Consider the following 18828-nt stretch of genomic DNA (forward strand, 5'->3'; position numbering starts at 1 on the left):
ACAAGGCAGAATCACACCCGAGCAGGCGCCCTGACGCCCAAACGACCCACCTCATGAGCCCGATGAAAGATCGAGGCTAGCCTCGGGCTTTCATGGCGGGGTGGGTCTCAGCAGGTGTCGTGAGACAAGAAAGTGCTCCTGAACTGGGAGAATGTGGATTGTCTAGATACACATTGAGCCAGTTCAAAGGAGCACCTTCAAGGTGAAGAGTACCGGTTACCCCCGCTTGCGTGTGAGTTCGTCCGCGACGGCTGCGGTCGGTCAGGCTGGTGGGGTGCTGCTCACCGAGACGGTCCGGGCCACGGGCCTGGACCGGACGCTCTCGACGGGCTTGGCGCGGTGGCGTAAGGCGACGGCGGTTCATGACCCGGGCAAGGTCGTTGCTGACTTGGCGATCGCTCTCGCGTTGGGCGGTGATGCCCTCGCGGACGTCGCGGTCCTGCGCGGCGAGTCGGGTCTCTACGGCTCGGTCGCATCCGACCCGACGGTCTCGCGCACGATCGCAGCGCTGGCCGCTGACGCTCCGGCGGCGTTACGCGCGATCGACACCGCTCGAGCGGCAGCGCGGGCGAGGGCGTGGCATCTGGCCGGTGGGCACGCCCCCGACCACGACGCCAGCGTGGGGAACCCCCTGGTGATCGACCTGGACGCGACACTGGTCACGGCGCACTCGGAGAAGGAGAACGCGGCGCCGACGTTCAAGCGCGGGTTCGGGTTCCATCCCCTTGCCGCGTTCGTTGATCACGGGGCAGCCGGGACCGGGGAACCGTTGGCGATCATGCTGCGCAAAGGCAACGCCGGGTCGAACACCGCCGCCGACCACATCACGGTCGTCAGGGACGCTCTCGCCCAGCTCCCTGGCCATCACGGTCGGACCCGGGGCAGCAAGAAGATCCTCATCCGCACCGACGGGGCTGGGGGAACCAAGGCCCTGCTCGAGTGGCTCACGCCCCAGCGACTGGCCTACTCGGTCGGGTTCACGCTGCCCGAGAACACCCCCGACCTGCTCGCCCGCATCCCCGAGCGTGTCTGGGCTCCGGCCCTGGACGCTCATGACCAGGTCCGTGACGGCGCTTGGGTCGCTGAGCTCACCGACCTGATGGACCTGACCGCCTGGCCGGCAGGCATGCGCGTCATCGTTCGCAAGGAACGACCCCACCCCGGCGCTCAGCTGCGTTTCGAGGACGTTGACGGGATGCGCATCACCGCGTTCGTGACGAACACGCCCGCCGGTCAGCTCGCTGACCTCGAGCTGCGTCACCGTCGCCGCGCCAGGTGTGAAGACCGCATCCGCATCGCCAAGGACACCGGTCTGCGCAACCTCCCCCTCAAGGCGTTCGCTCAGAATCAGATCTGGTGCGCCATCGTCGCCCTCGCCGGTGACCTGCTGGCCTGGATGGGCATGCTCGCCCTCACCGACCACCAGGCCCGGCGCTGGGAACCCAAACGACTGCGACTGCGCCTGTTCACCATCCCCGCGGTCATCGCCCGCACCGGGCGGCGCACCTGGCTGCGCCTGAACCAACGCGCACCCTGGGCCAGCCTCACAGCGCAAGCGATCACGACACTGAGAGCCCGCGCCGCACCCACCTGAGCACCAGAACACCCCTACCCCAACGAGCCCCTGAACGACCACCCGGCCCCTGGAACCGGCGCCACCCCCACGACACGGGGAACTTTGTCGCACCCGCAGAGCACAATCACACCCGAGCAGGCGCACCGACGCCCAAGCGACCCACCTCAAGAGCCCGATGAAAGATCGAGGCTAGCCTCGCGCTTCCCGGTTCGACAGGGGAGCGGTCGTGCGGAGTACATATGATAAGTCGGGAATCCAAGCCGACGAGGGAGAAAAACACATGGGTTACGACGTAGGCGAAGCATTCCAGGGGCTGCACCATGTGCAGCTGGCGATTCCGGAGGGTGCCGAGGACAAGTGCCGGGAATTCTGGGACCGTATCCTCGGCTTCGACGAAATCGAGAAGCCTCTGGTACTCGCGGCGCGCGGCGGGTGCTGGTTCCGAGGCGGTGGGCTCGAGATACACCTTGGTGTGGAAAAGGACTTCCGTCCAGCCGAGAAGGCACACCCGGGCATCCTCATCAGTGGGCTCAATACGGTCGCTGATCGGCTGACCAGCCGCGGTATCGAGGTCACCTGGGACGATAGCTTTCCGGGGATGCGCCGTTTCTACGCCCTCGACCTGCTCGGGAACCGGCTCGAGTTTCTGGAGCCCGAGGCGTGACGTCTGCGGTCTCCAGATGGGGCGCGGTCTGGCACGGCGACCCGAGGCCCTGAGCGGCTCTGGGCGATCGCGGCGGACGCGGGCCGCCTGAGTCTGGGAACGAGGATGGGCTCCTGCCGAAGGAGCAGAGTGCGGGGAAGTCGATCACGAGGCGGTACTCCGATCAGGAGAAGGCAACGGCGGTCTGCATGGTCCGCTCGCTGCGGGTGGAGCTGGGGACCGAGCACGGCACGGTCCATAGGGTCGCGACCCAGCTGGGCTACGAGGTCGAGCCAGTGCAGCTGTGGGTCAAGCAGGACGACATCGACGAGGGCGTCGTGACGAGCGGCGGGGCCTCGACGTGGCGTGTGGATCCGGGTTCGATTCTGGCGGCTGGTGGACAGGTCGATCACCTCCCTGAAGCCACCCTCGTTGTTGCGTTGTTGGGGTGTCCTGACTCGGCCGGTGACCGTGCCACCGTGCTTTCAGGTCTGGCCGCGGTCAGCGCGCCACGGTCCGTGTCTGGTGCGACGTCAGTGCCGGCATCGGTCACAGCCCAGGTCGGTGCGAACGGCAGGAACACCCCCCTCTTCGCGACCGGTCACAGCGATCGGCCACCAGTGACGGGGGAGCGGCCACCGATGACGGGGGAGCAGTCATCAGTGGCGCGCAGTCGTTGGTTCCGACGATTGAGCTGGCCGTTGAGCTTGTGCGTGCTAACCCGTCGGTGTCTGGTGCGTGGTTGGCTGAAGAGCTCACGCGCCGTGGCCGGCCAGTCAGCCAACGCTCCGGCCAGCGCTGGCGAGCTCGCGCCACTGACGTCCTGGCTGGGACTGGCACCGGCCAGGTGGCGCCCGGGGCCGGACACGTTCGTCACCGTGAGCCTCGGCTGGTCTGAACACCACACGTAGAACGACGACCTACGCGACGTCGCGCCTACCGCCTGCCGTATCAATCGCAGCGACTCGACTCCGTCTCCTAGCTGCTCATCGCCCCCAGGCGCACGGAGACAGGGCGCACAACCCGCACGACCACCAACGGCGGTGAGCCCGGCATCAGCGGGCTCACCGCCGCTGCGCGCCGGTCGAGCAAACAGCCGACCGCTGGGGCGGCCGTCTGCCACACGCAGGGGGTCGTTCCTGACGCTCTCATCGTTGTCGACCGGGAGCTACGTGCAAGCGGCTGCGCCGCCAGCGCAGGAGAGGTTTTCACCACGCGGTCGCTGCGCTCCCTTGTTTCGCGGCGAAAACCTCTCTTCCGCTGCCCTTCGGGTGTGCGCTCCACCCCCGGTCGACAGGTGCTCCGCTATCAGGATCGATCCCGTAGAGCGATCGACCGAGAGCCGCCGATATCGGCACCGGAGGAGCATCATGAAGACCGCGACGACCACGAGCCTGTTCGAGGAGCCCGATCTGTTCGACCTGCTCGTAGCCGACGACGAGCCCGACGCGATCCACTGCATCTTGCCGAACATGGCCATCGCGTGCGGCCGCGACCTACTCGAGTTGACCCGCTCCCAACGCATCACCCGCCGCCGCCTGACCACCCTCACCACGACCGAGACCACCTGCCCCCAATGCCTCGCCCTCGGCGACCTGCGCGCCATGCAGAACCGCCAGGCACCCGAAGTGAACTGACCCATCGCAGTGTGGAAGTGGCGGAAATCCGTCACTTCCACACTATCTGGGGTACATAAATAGACAAATTTGGGGTACACTAATGCTCTGAGGGTGACGTGGGCGGACAGCACGGGGTGGACCGCGAGGACGCTTTGCACGCGATGCTCAACTACGACGCCCGGTTCCCGGGGTTCGACGTCCCGCGCGCGGGTTGCACCACGCGGCCCGACCTGTGGATCGGACCCCAGCGCCGACGCGGTGCACCGTTGCTGGAAGTGATGACCGAGACCACCGGATCGGGAATCATCGTCTTCCACGTCATGATTGCTCGGCCGAAGTTCTTGGCCCTGCTCGAAGAAGGAGAGTGACCCTCATGAGCACCAACCCCGAAACCGACTACGACGCCCTCGCGGCGTGGGCGCAGTCCGACGAGCCCACGATCCAGCCCGGCACGAAGATGATCCGCGGCACCGCCGCCGACCACGACGCCTTGCGCGCGATGCTCGAAGCCGGAGCGGAGACCGAGGAGGAGAAGGCGCTGCTGGCCCGTGCCCGGCGCGGTCGCCCCTCGCTGGACCCCACCGCCACCCCTGGCACCACCTCGCCCATGTGGCGGGTGCGCGCGCCCGGCCCGCTCGACGCACGCGCACGAGCGCGCGCCGAGGCCGAAGAGCGTGACCTCTCGGCCCTCGTGCGTCAGGCCGTGGAGGAGTACCTCACCAACCACGCAGCGAGCTGATGGGAGGGGAGATCCCCTCGCGTGCCCCCATCGGCGCCCTCGCCGGCGGGGAGCGGGTGCCGCCACACACCTCACCGTCCAGGTCCTGCGCCACGCGCTCGCCCCGACGAGCGCGCGCTCGAGTGCTTATGACGTCGACCAGGTTGACGTCGAGGTGACCCAGCAGGAGCTCGAGGACGTCGAGCACGAGCTCGCGCTCGCTCCGCCCGCAGCGCACGCAACGCCGACCAGGTCGCAGCCGGTGACTGTGCAGATCACCACGGCGTCCAGCGCGCGCACGCGCACGCGCACCGAGGTCGATCACCGTGCACTCGCGCGCTGGATCCTCGAGAGCGAACACCAAGGACTCACCACCACCGGCGGCGTTATCGAACGCCAGCACGGATGCTCCAAAGCCACCGACTGACGCTGGAAGGCCGGCGCAGCGACGTACCTCGACGACGAATGCGCCCTGCCCTATGCGTTCAGACGGTCCCGGTTGTCCAACGCAGCTGTCTCGTACCGCGTTCGGTGGAGGGTCTGTTCGGCTCCATCCGTGAACGGTCGTGGCGGACAGTGGACGCTGTGTCGCTAACGTCACGACACAGAACACCTAGCTGCTCAAGTCGCCGCCGCGGGACCCAGTAGGTTGCGGGTGTGAGCAACCACGGCGTCTTCCGGTCGACTTCGAGTTCCAGTGGCGAGCCCGCGCGATCTGTTCTCGAGCTCTTCCGAAGCCTGCTGATCGCCTTGGGCTGCCTTGTCGTTCTCGTGGTCTACTCCACCTGGTGGACCTATTCGCGGATACTTGGCGACCTTGACACGCGTGGTGTTTCAAGCCGCGGCGCTTATGTCAGAATCAGCGAGACCGTCAATACCGTCACCGTCGTTGCGATGGTCCTGGTGGTCCTGCTACCTCTCATCGCGTGGTTCTTGCGCCGGTCATCGTGGTGGATCCCGGTGGCCATCACCGCGCTGGCGATGGTGACCACCGGGATCCTCAACCGCGACGAAGTGGCTCTCATCCACTCCCTCGTCCCCGTCGGAGGCTAGGTGTTCTGTGTCATGACGTTGGTGACACGTGCTGGCATGCGTGAGGCTGGGGGTCGGTCACCGATTGCAGTATGGGGTCGATGGTAGTTGTAGTGGATGTTCCAGACGGTGATCGCGTTGGCCCGCTGTGTCTCTGAGGTCCATTCGGTGGCGTAGAGGAGCTCTTCGGCGAGCGTGCGGTTGTAACGTTCGACCTTGCCGTTGTGCTTGGGCGTGTGGGGGCGGATGCGCTGGTGGCGGGCGGCGGTGCCCGCGATGGTGCGGTGGAAGTGGCGGGCGCGGTAGTTCGACCCGTTGTCGGTCACGACGCGGGTGAACCGGGTGATTCCGTGGGCGGTGAAGAACGCCCTCGCGCGGGCCCAGAAGGCGATCGTGGTTGCGGCGGTCTCGTTGGGCAGGGCTTCGGTGTAGGCGAGGCGGGAGTAGCCGTCGATGGCTGAGTGCAGGTAGATGGAGCCGGCCCGGGAGCCCTTGGTCTTGGCCCGTTCGACTGCTTTGGCTTGGTCGGAGCCGCGCCCGTGGGTGCGCCAGCCGCCGCCGTCAGGGATGCGCCCGACCTTCTTCACGTCCAGGTGGACCATATGCCCGGGATACCGGGCCACGATCTTCCTGACGACTCGGTTCGTCGCACCGGACGGGTCGATGTCGCGGCGGCGGGAGATCCCCAACCGGCGCAGCCACCGCGAGACCGTGACCGGGGAGATCTGGTGACCCTCGCGGACCAGTTCGAGGTGGATCTGACGGGCGGTCCACTTGTGGGTCCGGCGCAGGTCCTCGATCCGCTCCACCACCTCTTGCGCGGTGCGGGTCGGCTGAGACCGCGGTGCGCTGAAGACGTCGACCAAGGCCAGCTCGCCGTGCTCGGCGTAGCGGCGCACCCACTTCGTCACCGTCGCACGAGCAACCCCAGCCTCGGCCGCGACGTGAGCAATCGGACGAGATTGGCAGCGCTGGACAACGCGCAGTCTTCCGGCTGGGGTCAACGGGGCGTTAGCGTGTGTCATGAGGGGTAGGTCCTTCTCGCAGGCGGATGTAGAGGTACTTCCATCCTGCACTCGGGGACCTACCCCTTCCTCACGCCCACACTCCCCGGCGTGTCAACAACGTCATGACCTACAACGCCTAGACCAGAGCAGGCTCCGTCGGGGACGAGACCGCAACATCGATCATCTCGGGCTTCTCACCAGGTAGGAGCACCGCCACCGAGCACGCCCAAACCGGCACCCCCTGACCGTCACGCTTCTGACCGCCACCCACGAACTGGCCGGAGCCAGGCGGCTGCTCGACCTTCGTGCCCTTGGGCATGACGCGAAGACCGACGGTCAGGCCGAAGACCTCCGGGTTGGTGTTCACCGGGATACGCACGTCAGGCCTCCTTCGTCTCAGTGGGGGCCGTAGCCGCGAACGCCTCGATGCGCGCGAGGTTCACCCGCAGCCACGTCCGACGCACCTTGCCCTCGGGCGGGCGCATCTCCGTGTCGATGAACTTCTTGTCCTCAAGGGCGTTGAGCGCATCCGCGATGGTCGACGCGTTCACGCCGCACTGACGTGCCAGTTGCGCACCGCTGACCACCTCAAGCACGTCGCGGTGCTCGGCCGTGTAGGCGGCCCGTTCGATCGTCAGCAGGATCAGCAGAATCTTCTGCGCCGGAGTCAGATCGCTGCGCGGCAGGACACCCTCCGTCAGGCCGCGCATGTACCGGACCAGCCGAGCGTCCACCGCCTCCGGGCTGCTGTCCTGATCGTAGATATTGCTCATGTTCGCTCCTTCGTCCGCCTCGTGCGGCCCATCCGCACATGACGAGCATACCGTAGCTCCGTATTTTCCACATGGGCAAGCCGCCGTTTCATCCGTACGGAGGATGCGGCGAGCCGCTGGGCTGTCCGTCACGTCCAGCGGTACTCCCGCCAGACCGTGCCCGCGTCGTCCTCGCTGATCCCGCTGACGATCAGCCGACGTAGCGCGAACGCCGAGGCGATCCAGTTGCGCCGGTCAGCCTCCGCGAGGTCGTTCCATGCCTCATCGGCACCGGCCTGCGTCATGTAGGGCTGGCCCGTCGCGCCGATGCACCAGGCGACCAACGTGTCAGCCGGCAGGGCGTAGGCCCGGACGTCGTTGCACGGCAGGTCGTCCGTCCAGATGACCTGCGAGCGGCCCAGGTAGAACGTCTCCAACACGTCCTTGACCGATGCCGTCGCCGTCACGATGCCGTCCTCATCCGTCACTGGAGCCGGGAGCCCGCCGTCAGCGCCGAGCGTGCCGGGCGCATCCGCCCGCACCGCACTCAGCACAAACCCACCGCCGACACCGAGTGTCACCACCAGGAGCACCGCGACCATGACGGCGTACACACGCACCGCGGTACCGGCCATCGCCCACTCCCACCGAGCCCGAGCCCGAGCCCGAGCCCGGGCCTCGAACCCAGGGCTCCGGAAAGGTCGGTGTGTAGGGCTGTGGCCTGGAGTTTTGTGGTGGTATGACCGGCGTGGGGTGTGGGGCGGATGGGGCCCGTGGGCTGAGATGGAAGTTCTGACGCTCACCCTCTCGCGCAAGGACCCCATCCGCTCGTGTCATCTTCCCAGATCACCCCTGCCTCCGGTCGTCATCTCGACCATGACCTGCTCGCCGTGTTGGGCCAGGTCCCTGATCCTCGTGACCGGCGCGGGATGCGTTACCCGTTGGCTGGCCTCTTGGCGGTCGCGGTCTGCGCGGTCCTGGCTGGTGCCCGGTCGTTCACTGCGATCGGGGAATGGGCCCTGGACCTGAACGTGGAGCAGCTGGACCGCCTCGGGCTGGAGCGTGCTCCGGTGGAGTCCACGATGCGCAAGCTGTTCGCCCGCCTGGACGCTGACGTACTGGACCGTCACCTCGCGGTGCTCACCTGGTGCAGGACCGCTCAGGTCGGGGGCCGTCGGGTGATCGCGATCGACGGCAAGACGGTGCGCGGGGCGAGGACCGCCGGCGCCACAGCACCGCATCTGATTGCCGCCCTGGATCACACCACCGGCGTCGTTCTGGGGCAGAACGCCGTGCCTGTGAAGTCGAACGAGATCCCCGCCGTCCGGGACCTCCTGGCCGGTTTCGATCCCTCTGACCTGCACGGATGCGTCATCACTGTTGATGCGATGCATACGCTGGACGAGACCGCGAAGACGATCGTGGCGGCGGGCGCGGACTACGTCTTCACCGTCAAAGGGGCTCTTCAGAGTTGCGGTGGGAGGAGCGTGACGCGCCGGTGCGCCGCGGGTCCGTGGTGAGATAGGTCGAGGCCCTCAGGATCAGTAGTGACTAAGCCACTGCTCCACGAGGACCTCGATTATGACCAGGCCTACTGCGCTCTGCTGTGCCACGCCTGATTCGTACTGTTCGCGCATCGACACCCTCGTGGACCTGGATGGCGTCCATGTGATCGCCGTGGCCCGTTCGGGCGGCCAGGTGACGTTGACGATCGAGACACCTCGTGAGCGGCAAGGGTGTCGGCGGTGCGGGGTGGTGGCGCTCAGTCACGGGCGTCGAACCCGCTTGCTGCGGGACGTCCCGTGCTCGGGGTCGGCGGTGGTGCTGGCCTGGCGGCAGCGGACCTGGGCGTGCCCGGACGATGCCTGTCCGGCGGGGACGTTCACCGAGGAGCTCCCGTCGTTGGCGAGCCGGCGGGCAGTGCTCACGACGCGGGCGGTGTGGTGGGCGATCGGCCAGCTGCGCCGTGAGCACGCGACCATCGAGGGCCTGTCCCGTCAGCTCGGCGTCACCTGGAACACGCTGTGGCGGGTGGTTGAACCCCGAGTGGCCGAGCTGGCGCGTGATGAGTCCCGCTTCGACGGCGTCGCCACCCTCGGGGTCGATGAGCATGTGTGGCACCACACCCCGCACCGCGCTGCGTTGAAGGGCCCCACGATGCTGACGGGCATGGTGGATCTGACTCGTGACCAGGGCGGACGCACCCGAGCCCGACTCCTGGACCTCGTCCCCGGGCGCACCGGGAAGGTGTTCGGAGACTGGCTCACCGGCCGCGGTGAGGTGTTCTGCACCGGGGTGAAGATCGCCACCCTGGACCCGTTCCGCGGCTACGCCAACGCCATCGACACCCACCTCGCCGAAGCCGTCCCGGCCCTTGATGCGTTCCACGTCGTCAAGCTCGCAGGGCAGGCGTTGGACGACGTCCGCCGCCGAGTTCAGCAAGCCACGCTGGGCCGCCGTGGTCATGCCAAGGACCCGCTCTACCGGATCCGCGGGTATCCTGCACCGCGGGCTCGAGCACCTCACCCCGCGCCAAGGCGAACGCCTCGACCAGTGCCTCGCCGACGGCGACCCCGACAACGAAGTACAGGTCGCCTGGCAGTGCTATCAGCAACTGCGGGCGGCCTACCAAGCCAAGGACACTGCCGAGGGCAAGGCGTCGGCGGAGAAGATCTTGGATGCGTTCTCCACCTGCCCGATCCCCGAGATCGCCCGCCTTGGAAGGACGCTGCGACGCTGGAAGAAGGAGTTCCTGGGCTACTTCACGACCAACCGTGCCAACAACGGCGGCACGGAGGCGATCAACGGAATCATCGAGCTGCACCGGCGCATCGCCCGCGGCTACCGCAACCGCGACCACTACCGACTACGCATGCTCCTGGTCGCTGGCGGACTGCTCCTCCCACCACAACTCTGAAGAGCCGTGTTGATCGTGGCGATCAGACTGTCGTGGATGCGCCCTCTGGTGGTGAAGTGGTTGCCGCGTGGCGTGCGACACCTACATCTCCTGCCAGCCGGCGAATGCCCTCATCATGTTCTGACTGATCTGTTGTGATGACCCGTTCTTCACCAGCCGGGCCTCGACGGCGGAAACTAGAGCGACATTCTCGGGCTTGCCAGGCTTGGGGCTTAGCGTGCGCGCGTCGGCGTCTTTCTGAGCTGCGTGCGGACGAAAGGGGCCCACACCTCTTCCGCAGTTACGTCGCAGCTCACGCGAGATCGTGCTCGGCGCGCGAACGAGCTCGCGCGCGATCTGCCTCACGCCTGCGCCGACCAGACGCAGATCTGCGATCGTCAGGCGATCATCCTGACTGAGATACCGCCCGGAAGTCAGCGCCTTGACGGCGGGCACCTGACCGCTGGCTGCTCTGATCCATCGGTAACCCTGACGCCTGCGCTGACACTGGATGGCACGCGCCGACTCTACTCGGTGACCCTTCGACCGGATCTGCTCGACGGACCCATGTTTTCGTATTGCGGCCTCAGCCAGAAACCGCTGGTGATGGCGCCCTCAAAAGGTGTAACGAGTAGCTATAACTCCGGGTCGCGTGCATCCCAGCCCGGGACGTTGACCTGGATTGCGTCGGCGCCAACGAAACGGGCCAACGTGTCCTCGAGCCCAGCGACAGCGTCAGTGCCGGCCTGCTCTTCCCATTGCTCGCGGAGTTTGTCAAAGATGGCCTCACCCTCGCGAAGCATAGCCATTCCGCGCTCTGTGACGCTCAACCGAATGCGACGCTTGTCCGTTGGATCGGGGTTCCGAACAATATAGCCCCGATCCTCCAACAGACTGATCGTATTGGCGGCGGCCTGCTTCGTGACTGACATCGCTCGCCCCAGCTCGGAGGCGCTATCTGCGCCGGACAAGATGGAATGCAGCGCAAAGTCATGCACCGGCCGGACGTCGTCGTATCCGAGCTTCGAGAGTTCGACTGAGCCCTGGTCCGCCATCTTTCGGAAGCCAGCGAGGAGCAACAGCGCGAGGTCGGCACCTGAGCGAGACATGGAACCAGTTTAGGCGCTCATCCGATCTGGGTGTGTAGCAGTGGTCTGAAGCCTCCGGCCTCTAGGAGCGGGCGGGCGATGTTGTTGGTGTGGTTGCGGAAGCCGAGGGTAGAGCTGCGTAGGTGTTCGAGGCGTCCGTTGACGGCCTCCGTCGGGTCGGTGCTCGTGCCGGGCAGGTCGCAGTGGGCCAGAACGTCCTCGGCCCGCTTCTGCAACGTCCGCCCGAGGGTGACGAGCCCGCTGAGCGCGGTCATGTGTGTTCGTCCTTAGGTTCGGTCCCGGTGGCGGTAGGCAAGGGATCGTGCGCTGGTCGATGCCCCAGGTCGCCTCGACCTCGACGTGCTCGTCGCCGCCGAGTACCCGCGCGCCGTCGAACCGGGCGTCGCCGTCGATCAGCAGCCGGCCGACTTCGGTCAGGACGGCGTCGTTCGCGGTGTCCCTCGCGACCGCCAATGCTTCGGCGACCCGCGCGATCTCAGATGCTCCCCCACGAGCCCGACCAGCGCCCAGCGCACCGCCGCCCGCGAGAGCTTCGCCCGGTCAGGCTCGAGGCGTTGACCGACAACGACGAGGCCGAGCTCGTCCAGGCGGCAGAACGTGGTCGGATCAGGACTGTGGAAGCTGGCGTCGGTCACGTCGAGGCTTTCTGGATGGGAGTCGCAGGCCCCCTCATCAGGGGACCTCGGCCCACGTCCCGACCAGATCAGACCACCAGCGCTACCCCTCAGATCGGAGGACCTGTCGGCCACCAGACTTGACGTAGACAGGTTCCTTGTCTACCTTCGAACGACAAGCTACTTGTCTATTGGAGTTCAGACTTATGACCATCACCAGTCCCGCCGGCGCAACCATCCCCGAGGTCACCCACCACGTCGTCGATCTGAACGGCGCCCCCATTCACTACGTCTCAGCAGGTGGCACAGGTTCCCCGATCGTGCTGGTGCACGGATGGCCAGAGACCTGGTGGGCTTTCCACAAGCTCATTCCGCTCCTCGCCCAGACGCACCGCGTTTACGCTCTCGATCTGCGGGGATTTGGAGACTCTGGAAACGACGACGTTGGGTGGGAAGAGCAAGTCGCTGCCGACGACCTGCACTATCTCGTCGAGCATCTGGACGTTGGCCCCGTTCACGTCCTTGTCCAGGACATAAGCGGAGGGGTCGGATTTCGCTTCGCCGCGACCTACACTGAAGATCTATTGAGCTTCACTGCGATCGAATCAACCCTGGCGGGATTCGGCCTGGAAATGCTCGCGGACGTCAACAGTTTCGGATCCTGGCACGTCGGCTTCCTCGGGGCTCCGGGCATCCCCTCGCTTCTGCTCGCCGGGCGCGAACGCACGCTGATCGCCGAATGGGCCTATCCGATGATGAACGGCACGGAGGGTGCCGTCAGTGAGGCCGACCTCGAAGAGTTCATCCGCTCATACTCCCGCGCGGGTGCATGGCGAGGCACCGAGAGTCTGTACCGGGCGATCTTCTCCGACAACGGTGCCACCAAGGCATTGGCAGAAGCGCATTCGATCGAGGTGCCGGTGCTCACGGTCGACGGCGTGAACAATCCCTTCACCGCGAACTCATTTCAGCAGGTGAGCTCAGGTGAGTTCACGTCGGTACACATCCAGGGAGTCGGGCATCTAGTTGCTCAGGAAGCTCCCGAGCAACTCGCCGCCGCTGTCCTCGAGTTCGTGTCGGGCATCGACCGGGACTAACTGTTGTGGGTCATGACGTTGGCAACTTCACGATCGTTGTCTGTGAACGACAGTTATCGGGGCAGGTCAGCTCCGACGTGATGCGGTGATCATGGTGGGCTACTTCGCGGCCATGCCGATGAGCGAGCGTGGCGGTTCGGCGACGCCTGGTCGCTAGACTCGTCAGTCATGAGCAATAGTGACGATCTGCAGTTTGCGTTCGACGTGTCGGACCAAGCTGCTGAGCTCGCGTTGGAGTACTTCGAGGCCGGTGTCGCGGTGATGTTGAAGGATGACGGCTCTCAGGTCACCGAGGCTGACCGGGCGGTTGAGCGACTGCTTCGCGAGAGGCTGTCGAAGCACCGGCCGAGCGATGCACTCCTCGGCGAGGAACTGGGGCGGCTGGGGGAGTCCGATCGGATCTGGATCATCGACCCCATCGACGGCACGGCCTTCTTCAGTCGGCATGACCCGAACTGGCGGGTCCACCTCGCACTTGAGGTTGGCGGGCGAACCGAGCTCGCGGTCGTGACCGCTCCCGCGCTGCAGCGCTGCTGGTGGGCCACCCGCGGCGGGGGTGCGTTCGAGTCTCCCTGGCCACGGCACCAGGCTCGGGCAACGCGCCTGGACGTCAGTGGGACGTCGACGTTGGAGGGGGCTCGCCTTGAGGCTCTAGACGATGCGTCTCGAGCGCGGCTCCCTCCGGGTGCGGTCCGCTCGCCGGCGAGCCCGCTGCCGCTCGTCGAGCTCGTTCGTGGCGAGATCGACGCCTTCCTGGTGGAGCGTTATCACCTCTGGGATCACGCTCCGTGGATCCTGCTCGTCGAGGAAGCGGGTGGTCAGTTCACCGACCGGACCGGAGGGCGTGCAGGCGATCAAGGGGGTGGGCTGTATTCCAACGCAAACCTGCACAGTCAGCTGCTCGCAGCGCTGCGGTATCCGAAACGCAACGGACCCTCCCCAGGGCTCACCTGACAAGACCCTGAGACCAACCACTACCGTCACGACCCCGCCTCGACTCCTATCGAAGCGTCAGTTCCGAGCCTCCACCAAACCGACTGCACGCTGGATTGGGATGAGCCCAGAAAATCTTCCGTCGCCCGAGCGCTGGCCAAAGACGACTTGCCTCCACGTCAGACGCGACTGAAGGGCCCCACAACACCTAGTGATGCGGCCTCGCACTTGATACCGTCGCAATGTAAAGCCGGCTTGCTGCAATGATGCGGGTCATGCCGGAATCGCGAAGAGGGTAGACGTTGGAGTTTGTAAGAATGAGCGATGGTGCAGTGCGGGTGTGGGTGCACTCGTCGCAGTGTTGATGGCGTTCGGCCTTGGGCTGATCGCGCCGACGTCGACGATTGCGACTGCTGGAGCCGGAGGGGAATCGGCGTCTGGTGGCGAGGCCGCGACGTCCATCGAAACGGTCATGGCGAAGGTGGCAGACAGCACCCTCGACGTACGAGCGTCACTGTCTCCTCTTGATGAGTCACATGCAACCGTTCTTGACATCAGTTCCGACACGGGAGCCTTTATTTCCGGGACTGGGCCTGTCATGCAGGTATGATATCGAACTGACCTAGGACATGCAGAAGGCTGTGAAGGAGTCGAATCGTATGGCGGTTCAGATATGACAAACGATGAGCGTCCGCAGTACCTGCCATTCTTGACGGTCTTTGCGGGGATGGTGTTGTCGGCGTGTGCACTGATGCTCATGGTCCCCGTGCTGTTCCGCTCGCACGACCCGTGGCTCGAGTGGCTCGCTGCAGCCATCGGGTTTCTCTTTGTCGTTCTTGGGTGGGCGACGCGTCGAATGCGCCCTGATGTGCCAGAAACAGTCGATCCGAAGAGCGGGTTGTAGAACGTTCGAAGGCTTGACCCCGGCTCGTGGATACGCGGGTAGTTTCACGTGGCGAGCCGTAGGTGCGTGAGGTCACCCGTGCGTGCCAGCGAGGGTTCGCGTTCGAGGGAGGTGTTGAACGACTCGGCCAGCGCGTGGTCCGGGCTGGTACGCACCTTGCCCATCGAATGCTGCACGCCCAGGCTCTTGCACAAGCCTGCTGCGTCGTAGCCGAAGCCGTAGGTGTCGTGTCACCGTCGGTAGTCAGGGCCGTGATGCGGCCGTTGACGTCCCGCTCGTGCTGGTCGTGACCGTTGGCGCTCGGCCGCCGATCTGTTGGGTGTACCCCGAGAGCAAGCCGTCGAGGTTAGAGAAGGTGCGCACCGCACCGGCTGAGGAGCCCTCGCGGGTGATCTGTCCGTCCGTGTCGAGGGAGCAGGCGAGGTGGCTGCCCGTCCACACCGGTCCGCGAGACCATGTTGGGGTACGCATAGGGTGACGGGCGCTCCGAGCAACGAGAGAGGCCGCCTCGGATTTCTCCGAAACGGCCTCTGACCTGCTGTGATGCTGGTGGGCGATACTGGGATCGAACCAGTGACCTCTTCCGTGTCAGGGAAGCGCGCTACCGCTGCGCCAATCGCCCATGCGTGCTGCACGAGATGAAGCTTTCGTACTACGAGGTGGAGACGGGATTCGAACCCGTGTGGACGGCTTTGCAGGCCGCTGCCTCGCCTCTCGGCCACTCCACCGCTGAGATGAATCACCGGGGGAGACCCCCGAGGATCTGTCTCCGAGCGGACGACGGGATTCGAACCCGCGACCCTCACCTTGGCAAGGTGATGCTCTACCACTGAGCCACGTCCGCATGCCCCGAACACTTCGTGAATTTCTCCCCGGCGTTTTCGGCGCGTCCCAGACTCTAATGGACTTTCGCGCCCTGAGTCCAACTGAGTGCCGTCGTCTGCGTGTCAGCCGCAGGATCTCGCGGAAAACTTCCTGAGATGACGTCCGCCAGCAGATGGTCGGTAGCGTGTGGGCGTGGACGGATACGCGCGCTTCGGGCGCAGGACGGGGCGCGGTGCGGTCGAGATGGTCGACCTCACGCGCGAACCAGATGCGCTGGGCGTCGGGGGTGTGTGGTTCGTCGTCGCAGACTTCGAGGGCCCCGTGAGGGCATGGCGTTTCGCTCACGTAGAGACCGGTCCGGAGGCCACGTCGAGCCTCGAGGGTTCTCGGCTTCCCGCCGAGCCGTGGAACGGGCCCGCATCCGCGGACTGGCGGTCGTCGCTCGACGAGGACGCCTACCGCGCGGCCGTCGTGACCGTGCGGGAGCACGTCAGGCAGGGGAGCGTCTACCAGGCGAACATCTGCCGCATCCTGTCTGCCCCGCTCTCGCCCGCGCGCGGCGAGCCGTCGGCGGTGGCTCTGGCTCAGCGCCTGGCCGCAGGCAACCCGGCACCCTACGAAGGTGTCATCCATGTCCCGGCGCTCTCCGGGCTCGAGCCCGTCTGGGTCGTGACAGCGTCCCCGGAGCTCTTCTTGCGCGCAGACCGCGTCGTGGGTCCCGACGGGCGGGTGACCACCACGGTGACGTCCGCGCCGATCAAGGGAACCGCGTCCACCCCTGAGGGGCTGCTCGACAAAGACCGTGCCGAGAACGTCATGATCACCGACCTCGTCCGCAACGATCTCCACCGGGTCTGCGAGCCGGGGAGCGTCGAGGTCACGAGCCTTCTCGCTGTCGAGAAGCATCCCGGGCTCGCTCACCTCGTCTCGACGGTGGTCGGCACGCTCTTGCCCGACGTCACCGAGCCGCCAGGCCCCTGGGGCGCGATCCTCGGTGCGACGTTCCCGCCCGCGTCTGTCTCCGGCGCGCCCAAGTCCGCCGCGCTGCGCATCATCGGGGAGCTCGAGCCCGTCCCACGAGGTCCCTACTGCGGTGCGGTCGGATGGATCGACGTCGATGCCGGGACAGCCGAGCTCGCTGTCGGTATCCGGACGTTCTGGTGGACCGCGGACAGCCCCCACACGGCCGGTGGCGGCCCCCGTCTGCACTTCGGCACAGGTGCAGGGATCACGTGGGGGAGCGACCCCGAGGCCGAGTGGCGCGAGACCGAGCTCAAGGCCCACCGTCTGATCGGGCTCGCGTCTGCGGCAGACTGATCCCATGGACCTAGTCATCTGGACGGACGGGCGGTTCGTCACCGCCGACGAACCGGCGCTCAGCGGTGTCGACCACGGCTTCACCGTCGGCGACGGGGTGTTCGAGACCTGCTCGGTGGTTGACGGGCAGGCCTTCGCGCTCACCCGGCACCTGCACCGCCTCGCCCGCTCCGCCCGCGGCATGGGCCTCGCTGCGCCCGACGAGGACGTCGTCCGCGACGCCGTGCAGCGGGTCCTCGACCGCGCAGGTGCGACTGTCGGCCGACTGCGCATCACCGTCACCGCGGGCGTCGGCCCGCTTGGCTCGGCGCGTGGCGACGGCCCCGTCACTCTCCTCGTGGCGGCCGGCCCGAGCGCCCCGTCGTCCCTGTCTCGAGCCGTCCGCCTGCCGTGGGTCCGTAACGAGCGCTCAGCAGTCGCCGGGCTCAAGACGACGTCCTACGCCGAGAACGTCGTCGGCCTCGCCTATGCCACGGCTCGCGGCGCCGACGAGGGCCTCCTGGCGAACACCGTCGGTGCACTCTGCGAAGGGACCGCGTCGAACGTGCTCGTCGAGCGTGACGGAGAGCTCCTCACCCCCGTCCTCGAGACCGGTTGCCTCGCAGGCATCACCCGCGAGCTCTTGCTCGAGTGGGCGGCGCACGAGGGGCTGCCCGTCCGTGAAGCCACACCAGACGAGCTGCCGTTCATGGTCCTCGACGACGTGCTCGCCGGACGTGGCGCGCTCGCGCTCGCGGGGAGCATTCGCAACGTCACACCGGTCGTCTCTCTCGACGGCGTCGACCTCGCTCCGGGGCACCTGACCTACGCCGCTCAGGACCTCTTCGCCCGCCGCGTACGCGACGGCATCGACCCCTGACGCCAGGCGGGATGCGCCGTGCGACGTCTGGGCCGCGGCCCAGTTCGCCTCCATGGCCCTAGAGCGGTTACGATCTTCCACGGACACCGACGCTGATCGCCAGCGTTCGGCATCGGTGGACCAGATCAGCGGGCGATTGGCGCAGTGGTAGCGCGCTTCGTTCACACCGAAGAGGTCACTGGTTCGAACCCAGTATCGCCCACATGTTCACAACAGCCTCTGGACTGCGGAAACGCGGCCCAGAGGCTGTTGTCATCTCCGACAACGAGCCTCACGACGCCGGCAGAGGAGCGACATGGCCGCGGTGAACGGCAAGGCCGTCGAACTCACGATGGAGGAGCTACGAGCCGTGGCTCGCTTCGCTGCCGACTGCGCGGAGAGCGTGCTTCCCGATTTCGAGGCTGAGGCCCCGGAGAACTCGCGACCGCGCGAAGCGCTCCATGCCGCTCGCGTCTTCGCCGAGGGAGGCGCCCGGACGAACCTCCAACGAACAGCCGCCTTCGCAGCACACCGAGCAGCACAGAGCGTGTCCGCGGAGACTGCGCAGCTCGCAGCACTGGCCTGCGGCGACGCCGCAGCCTCCGCCTACCTCCACCCGATCGCCGAGGCGACGCAGGTCGGCCACATCCTCCGCGCGGCGGCCTGTGCCGCACGAGTAGCCGAGCTGAGAGCCGACGACGAGGGAACGACGAGCAGCGACAGCGTAGGCGTCCTGGTAGAACGAGCAGCCCCGCCCGTACCCGACGTGCTTCGTCGATATCCGGCCGCACCCCACGGAGCTTCTCGCCTCTCACGGCTGATGAGCGCACTCGACACCGCAATCAGGCAACGGACCTCAGAAGCGAAACCGATCGACGACGAGAGGTCGAACGAAGGCCGCACCGACTCACGGTGAGGAATCGCCGTTCCGGCGCACGGGAGAGCTGC

At 66.5% G+C, this 18828-nt stretch carries 19 protein-coding genes, 4 tRNA genes and 3 pseudogenes; 16 read left to right on the forward strand and 10 right to left on the reverse strand.

The features are described from left to right. Window positions 1–202 precede the first annotated feature (202 nt). From ATL42_RS04350 to ATL42_RS04385, 8 genes and pseudogenes are all read left to right on the forward strand, one after another. Entirely contained in the window at window positions 203–1594 is a 1392-nt protein-coding gene (locus ATL42_RS04350; protein WP_098454302.1) for an IS1380 family transposase, read from the forward strand. Between the two features lie 262 nt (window positions 1595–1856). Next, complete coding sequence (locus ATL42_RS04355) at window positions 1857–2240, forward strand: VOC family protein (RefSeq protein ID WP_098454303.1); 384 nt, start codon at window positions 1857–1859, stop codon at window positions 2238–2240. A gap of 113 nt (window positions 2241–2353) precedes the next feature. Next, window positions 2354–2560: pseudogene (locus tag ATL42_RS16660) on the forward strand (IS3 family transposase); the annotation flags it as partial. A 1029-nt stretch (window positions 2561–3589) separates the two neighbouring features. Beyond that, window positions 3590–3856 carry a hypothetical protein gene (locus ATL42_RS04365; protein ID WP_098454305.1) on the forward strand — a complete coding sequence of 89 codons (267 nt, stop codon included), beginning with the start codon at window positions 3590–3592 and terminating at the stop codon, window positions 3854–3856. A gap of 98 nt (window positions 3857–3954) precedes the next feature. Next, the gene (locus ATL42_RS04370; protein ID WP_143556689.1) at window positions 3955–4206 is read left to right on the forward strand and encodes a hypothetical protein; all 252 of its coding nucleotides are present in this window, start codon (window positions 3955–3957) and stop codon (window positions 4204–4206) included. Window positions 4207–4211: 5 nt separating this feature from the next. Then, window positions 4212–4577, forward strand: coding sequence for a hypothetical protein (locus ATL42_RS04375; RefSeq protein WP_169925334.1), 366 nt, complete (start codon window positions 4212–4214; stop codon window positions 4575–4577). Window positions 4578–4731: 154 nt separating this feature from the next. After that, complete coding sequence (locus tag ATL42_RS04380; RefSeq protein ID WP_098454308.1) at window positions 4732–4983, forward strand: hypothetical protein; 252 nt, start codon at window positions 4732–4734, stop codon at window positions 4981–4983. A gap of 230 nt (window positions 4984–5213) precedes the next feature. After that, on the forward strand, window positions 5214–5609 hold the full coding sequence (locus tag ATL42_RS04385; protein WP_098454309.1) for a hypothetical protein: 396 nt from the start codon (window positions 5214–5216) through the stop codon (window positions 5607–5609). On the opposite strand, the gene ATL42_RS04390 is transcribed toward ATL42_RS04385, so the two are convergent. The 4 genes from ATL42_RS04390 to ATL42_RS04405 form a co-directional block, all read right to left on the reverse strand. After that, window positions 5606–6613 (reverse strand): IS481 family transposase, encoded by a 1008-nt coding sequence (locus tag ATL42_RS04390; RefSeq protein WP_098454310.1) that lies wholly within the window; start codon window positions 6611–6613, stop codon window positions 5606–5608. The genes ATL42_RS04385 and ATL42_RS04390 overlap by 4 nt on opposite strands. A 118-nt stretch (window positions 6614–6731) precedes the next feature. Continuing rightward, window positions 6732–6974 (reverse strand): hypothetical protein, encoded by a 243-nt coding sequence (locus tag ATL42_RS04395; protein WP_098454311.1) that lies wholly within the window; start codon window positions 6972–6974, stop codon window positions 6732–6734. A 1-nt stretch (window position 6975) separates the two neighbouring features. Beyond that, window positions 6976–7368, reverse strand: coding sequence for a MarR family transcriptional regulator (locus ATL42_RS04400; protein WP_098454312.1), 393 nt, complete (start codon window positions 7366–7368; stop codon window positions 6976–6978). 128 nt (window positions 7369–7496) lie between these two features. Beyond that, window positions 7497–7961, reverse strand: coding sequence for a hypothetical protein (locus ATL42_RS04405; RefSeq protein WP_169925335.1), 465 nt, complete (start codon window positions 7959–7961; stop codon window positions 7497–7499). Window positions 7962–8237: 276 nt separating this feature from the next. Here ATL42_RS04405 and ATL42_RS04410 point away from each other — a divergent pair, with 276 nt between their 5' ends. Continuing rightward, window positions 8238–8867 carry an ISAs1 family transposase gene (locus tag ATL42_RS04410; protein ID WP_281254314.1) on the forward strand — a complete coding sequence of 210 codons (630 nt, stop codon included), beginning with the start codon at window positions 8238–8240 and terminating at the stop codon, window positions 8865–8867. 61 nt (window positions 8868–8928) lie between these two features. Next, window positions 8929–10264: pseudogene (locus ATL42_RS16945) on the forward strand (ISL3 family transposase). Window positions 10265–10345: 81 nt separating this feature from the next. On the opposite strand, the gene ATL42_RS16950 reads toward ATL42_RS16945, so the two are convergent. The 3 genes and pseudogenes from ATL42_RS16950 to ATL42_RS16955 form a co-directional block, all read right to left on the reverse strand. Next, window positions 10346–10699 carry a helix-turn-helix domain-containing protein gene (locus tag ATL42_RS16950; RefSeq protein ID WP_425443181.1) on the reverse strand — a complete coding sequence of 118 codons (354 nt, stop codon included), beginning with the start codon at window positions 10697–10699 and terminating at the stop codon, window positions 10346–10348. A gap of 179 nt (window positions 10700–10878) precedes the next feature. Next, window positions 10879–11352 (reverse strand): MarR family winged helix-turn-helix transcriptional regulator, encoded by a 474-nt coding sequence (locus tag ATL42_RS04425; protein ID WP_098454316.1) that lies wholly within the window; start codon window positions 11350–11352, stop codon window positions 10879–10881. 17 nt (window positions 11353–11369) lie between these two features. Next, window positions 11370–11579 (reverse strand): annotated as a pseudogene (locus tag ATL42_RS16955) (transposase); the annotation flags it as partial. 593 nt (window positions 11580–12172) lie between these two features. Between ATL42_RS16955 and ATL42_RS04435 the strand changes: the two are divergent. Both ATL42_RS04435 and ATL42_RS04440 read left to right on the forward strand, forming a co-directional pair. After that, the gene (locus ATL42_RS04435; protein ID WP_098454317.1) at window positions 12173–13063 is read left to right on the forward strand and encodes an alpha/beta fold hydrolase; all 891 of its coding nucleotides are present in this window, start codon (window positions 12173–12175) and stop codon (window positions 13061–13063) included. A gap of 168 nt (window positions 13064–13231) precedes the next feature. Further along, on the forward strand, window positions 13232–14017 hold the full coding sequence (locus tag ATL42_RS04440) for an inositol monophosphatase family protein (RefSeq protein ID WP_098454318.1): 786 nt from the start codon (window positions 13232–13234) through the stop codon (window positions 14015–14017). 1430 nt (window positions 14018–15447) lie between these two features. On the opposite strand, the gene ATL42_RS04450 is transcribed toward ATL42_RS04440, so the two are convergent. The 3 genes from ATL42_RS04450 to ATL42_RS04460 form a co-directional block, all read right to left on the reverse strand. Next, window positions 15448–15522, reverse strand: a tRNA-Val gene (locus tag ATL42_RS04450). A 35-nt stretch (window positions 15523–15557) separates the two neighbouring features. Beyond that, window positions 15558–15628: transfer RNA gene (locus tag ATL42_RS04455), tRNA-Cys, on the reverse strand. Window positions 15629–15672: 44 nt separating this feature from the next. Then, a tRNA-Gly gene (locus ATL42_RS04460) sits at window positions 15673–15744 on the reverse strand. A 224-nt stretch (window positions 15745–15968) separates the two neighbouring features. On the opposite strand from ATL42_RS04460, the gene ATL42_RS04465 reads away from it, so the two are divergent. The 4 genes from ATL42_RS04465 to ATL42_RS04480 all read left to right on the forward strand — a co-directional run bounded on the left by ATL42_RS04465 (window position 15969) and on the right by ATL42_RS04480 (window position 18796). Next, window positions 15969–17042, forward strand: a complete 1074-nt coding sequence (locus ATL42_RS04465) for a chorismate-binding protein (protein ID WP_098456326.1) — start codon at window positions 15969–15971, stop codon at window positions 17040–17042. A gap of 4 nt (window positions 17043–17046) precedes the next feature. Then, window positions 17047–17901 carry an aminotransferase class IV gene (locus ATL42_RS04470; protein WP_098454320.1) on the forward strand — a complete coding sequence of 285 codons (855 nt, stop codon included), beginning with the start codon at window positions 17047–17049 and terminating at the stop codon, window positions 17899–17901. 130 nt (window positions 17902–18031) lie between these two features. Then, window positions 18032–18103 (forward strand) — tRNA-Val (locus ATL42_RS04475). 93 nt (window positions 18104–18196) lie between these two features. Further along, complete coding sequence (locus ATL42_RS04480) at window positions 18197–18796, forward strand: putative immunity protein (protein WP_098454321.1); 600 nt, start codon at window positions 18197–18199, stop codon at window positions 18794–18796. Window positions 18797–18828 lie beyond the last annotated feature (32 nt).

It is taken from the genome of Sanguibacter antarcticus (assembly GCF_002564005.1).
GTDB lineage: Bacteria > Actinomycetota > Actinomycetes > Actinomycetales > Cellulomonadaceae > Sanguibacter > Sanguibacter antarcticus.